The organism is Alkalimonas amylolytica, from assembly GCF_900107845.1.
Taxonomy (GTDB): Bacteria; Pseudomonadota; Gammaproteobacteria; order Enterobacterales; family Alteromonadaceae; genus Alkalimonas; species Alkalimonas amylolytica.
Genome location: NZ_FNRM01000021.1, coordinates 1 through 3,889, shown reverse-complemented (window position 1 = coordinate 3,889; position 3,889 = coordinate 1). Strand labels below are relative to the sequence as shown.

General features: G+C 42.7%; 2 protein-coding genes and 1 pseudogene. 2 read left to right on the top strand and 1 reads right to left on the bottom strand.

What is annotated here, in order from left to right:
* Together BLW37_RS18935 and BLW37_RS18470 are read left to right on the top strand one after the other, a co-directional pair.
* Positions 1–134, top strand: a pseudogene (locus BLW37_RS18935) (ABC transporter ATP-binding protein); the annotation flags it as partial.
* Between the two features lie 69 nt (positions 135–203).
* Complete coding sequence (locus BLW37_RS18470) at positions 204–2,672, top strand: ABC transporter permease (RefSeq protein WP_091345562.1); 2,469 nt, start codon at positions 204–206, stop codon at positions 2,670–2,672.
* A gap of 176 nt (positions 2,673–2,848) precedes the next feature.
* On the opposite strand, the gene BLW37_RS18465 is transcribed toward BLW37_RS18470, so the two are convergent.
* A partial coding sequence (locus BLW37_RS18465; RefSeq protein ID WP_091345560.1) for a thioesterase domain-containing protein occupies positions 2,849–3,889 on the bottom strand: 1,041 nt, incomplete at its 5' end.

Genomic DNA, 3,889 nt, shown 5'->3' with positions numbered 1-3,889 from the left:
ACAACGGCACCACACTGTGTATGGTGACGCATGACCCGCGCTATGCCGATATGGCCAAACAAAAGCTGCATTTACTGGATGGCCGCATTCTGGATACCGCGCGAGAAGCGCAACTGCACGCCGTTGGTGGCTAAGTGACTATAAAATGAAGAATTTGAAATGTATCATTTTTTTCCAGCAATCGTTGGCTCCAAGGAATTGCCATGTTTACTATTAAAGATTTTTCTAATGCTTTATATGCCCTAAGTAAATCCAAAAGCTACGCGGCGACAATAGTTGTAACTCTAGCAGTAACATTAGGTACTTTAATTGCCGCTTTTAACCTGAATTACACCATAGTTGCAGCCCCTTTACCCTACCAGGATGAAGACCGGCTGGTCGTTGGCAACACGCCATGGTATGAACACAATGAACTCTTTATCGATGAAGACTCGACTATACAATTATTGATAGAATTTTATTTGCAGGATAGCACTACTTTTGAAAATACAGCTTTAATTGGGTACTCTTGGATCGCTACCTCGTTGCGTGATAAAGATGACACGCCAAAAGTACTCATTGCCTATACTACCCCCGGCTATATGCAGATGTACCAAATGCCGATGATCTTAGGTCGTGGCTTTAACACTGATGAAGATATTCATTCGCATGCTGCTGTCGCTGTCATAAGCGAACGAGTTTGGCGACAGCATTACAATGCCGATCCAGAGATAGTAGGAAAAAGCATCCAAATTTCAGATACACAATTTCAGGTAATTGGTGTTGCTTCCAGCGATTTTGTCGAACCCAGATTTACTGGCCCCAACAGGCATAACGATGTCTGGCTGCCCTGGGATTTTAATCCAGACCCTTGTGCATCAGGGCTATATGGGCGCGCTTGTTTTGTTGGCTGGCATTTCTTACTTGCTAAGCTGAAATCGGCTGATGATCATCAGCGCATATCACAACAGCTCACCGCATCTTTGAATGCAGAGTTTCAAGACGCTATTGCTGGGGTACCAGGTGCTATAAATCATAGTATCCGTTTTGAAGCGCGGCCGCTCAGACAAGTACTGCTCAGGGACAGTGCGGCCCAAACATTCTGGTTATTTATCGGCAGTCTGGTCTTACTCTGCATTGCCTGCGTCAACACCCTAAATCTAGTGCTCTCAAGAGCAGTCAGACAACAGCGCTCAATGGCCATTAAAGCCGCGTTGGGAGCACAAAGAAAACATATTTTTATTCACGTCTTTTCGGAAATGCTGCTGCTGCTTGGTGTTGCTGTACTAATAGCCCTGGTGATTGCCCAAGCCGAGTACCGTTTGCTGCAGCATGTTGCTGAAGCCTATTTACCCAGAGTTACAGAATTACAACTGAATCTGCCCACCTTGGTTTTTTCCATCGCAATAACAGTATTCATCGGTTTGAGCTTTGCCTATCTGGTAGTACGACAAATCAACTACCGGGCTCTCAACAGCGAGCTGCAAAGTAGTGGCAAAGGAAGCGGCCTGCAAATTTCAGTCAGAGTAAGGCATTTACTCATTATCAGCCAAGTAGCGCTAACCTCTGTGTTACTGGTAGCTTGCGTGCTGGTCTTACAACAAACACTCTCTGTGTTAAAACAAGATATCGGTTTCGCTACAGAGCGCATTTATCAGATTGATATTGATGAAGTGGGCCCTGCAATTACTGCAGAAACCCGTCCTGAACGACATCTGGAGAAAAAACGTGATTTATCAGATATCAGGGAGTTGCTAGCACAACATCCAGCAGTAAAAGCAGCGTCTTATGCAAACTATGCTCCAGCCAATTTTGATGGGGTCTTTAGCACTACTCGCTGGCCAAGAACTCCGGACAATATTGAGGATATTGTCATATCACGTCTGACAATCACTGATCAGCATTTTTTACCACTATTTGAAATAAAGCTACTGAGTGGCCGTAACTTTTCAGCTCAAGAGGTGGTTGATAGTAGTCCGGTGATTATTGTTAATGAAAGCTTTGCCAAAGCAGCCTGGCCAGATCAGCAAGCCGTGGGACAGCGGTTGGGCATGGCCCAGAACTGGGAAGTAATTGGGGTAGTCGCTGACTATAATTTGATTGATCAGTATTCACCCACAGAGCCGCCACGTGCATTCATACCCAGAAATATTAATGATGTCGGTGGCACCTTACTCTATGAGCTCAAGCCTGGAATGAGCATTAGTAAAACCGAACTTAACCATATTATGGCTCAGGTATCGCCAAAGTATCGAGCTGCGGAAATATTTAGCCTGGAACAAAACGTCAAACGAATTCTGTTTGCTAACTATCTGGCAGCCGGAGTCACCAGCGTATTGTCCTTATTAACCTTGTTATTAGCTGCTGTTGGCATCTATGGTGTTTTGAGTTACAACGCACAACTGCGTAAGTTTGAGCTAGGAGTGAGAATGGCAATTGGCGCCCGACCTCTTACCATCTTAACTCAGAGCTTACGGGAAAATATCAAGCTGGTGTTTATTGGTTTGCTATGTAGTTTGGTATTGTTGGCCATTCTATGGCTGTTTATCAATAACTCGACTTTTACCTTGTCGTTGTCGTTAAGTGGTGTCCTTGTACCGTTTGCGTCAATCATGCTTCTGACCGGTGCGGTATCGCTACTATCGATCTGGTCGTTAATCAGACAACCAGCGATTAACGCCCTCCGTAACTAAATACTCGCTAAACATACTCAATCCAGCAGAATTATCTCTTCTGGATTGAGTCGTCAAATCTGATTCCAGATAAAAAGTTAATCCTTATTAGCGATCTCGACAGAAATTGCCATCACGGCGCCCACTCACAGAGTTTTCTATACGACCTGCACCAAAAACTTCAAATATTTCATATGTTACTCTTCAATTGACAGTAACTCCCGATTACTTTTATTTGGATCACCATCCCCATTAACCCCTATTACTTTAGCAATAGAATCACACAAAGATACAACATTAGATTCACTCACCATGCTATTATGATCTCCAGCAACATCTATCTTATTCATCTCGGAATTATAATTCTTCCAAGCACTAACATTTGATTCCTGACCAGCATGGGTGACTGGTTTGAATAAACATATTGGAAGTAAAATATCCTCATCAATGCAAATGTTTTTAGCTAGCTCAATGTTTCTTTCAACAAAATCGACACGCCTAACAACTTGACTAATGTATTCATCAGACATTAAATTCCCGGTACTTTGTAATTCTTGCTTAAGCCCTGAAAAAGTTAGATTCAATTCTTGCGGTAACTCTAAACCCGCTTCATTAAGTTGGTAATGCACAATAGACGACATCTCAAAGTCACTCAATGTTTTTACCAATCCAGGAGCACTACTATCAAGTAACAGCAAATTAGATACCTCAAACCCCAATTGAATCAAACGCTGAGCAACTGCAAATGCCCACAGCCCCCCTAAAGAATACCCACCTATAAGATAAGGCGATTCAGGCTGGAGCAACAAAATTTGCTCTACAAAATAATCTATCACTTTGTCTGTATGACTCATATCAGCATTAGACTGCTGCAACAAAATCAGATTAAAGCGCCCATCAACAGCATCAAAAAATCCACGACTATCATTCCACTCACCTGACACTTGCGGCAACATAAAAATCGTTTTTAAATTCTTTTTTATTTTCGGACTGCTGATAATATAATTTTCAGTGACCCAAGGAGCTACTGATGATTCAATCAGTAAAGCTAAATCACCTAAATGTGGATTATTAAAAACATCTCGAACAGAAATATTACGCTCTAATTGAATGAAAACATCTGATATGAATCTGGTGATAAGAATTGAATGCCCGCCCAGTTCAAAGAAGTTCGCTGTCGTGCTGATCGACTCAGGTGCTATTGCCAGCAAACGTGCCCAGATATCCACCAACACCCG

Excerpts from the sequence above, each read along its gene's own strand:
- BLW37_RS18470 (WP_091345562.1), top strand. The coding sequence starts at position 204 with ATGTTTACTATTAAAGATTTTTCTAATGCTTTATATGCCCTAAGTAAA.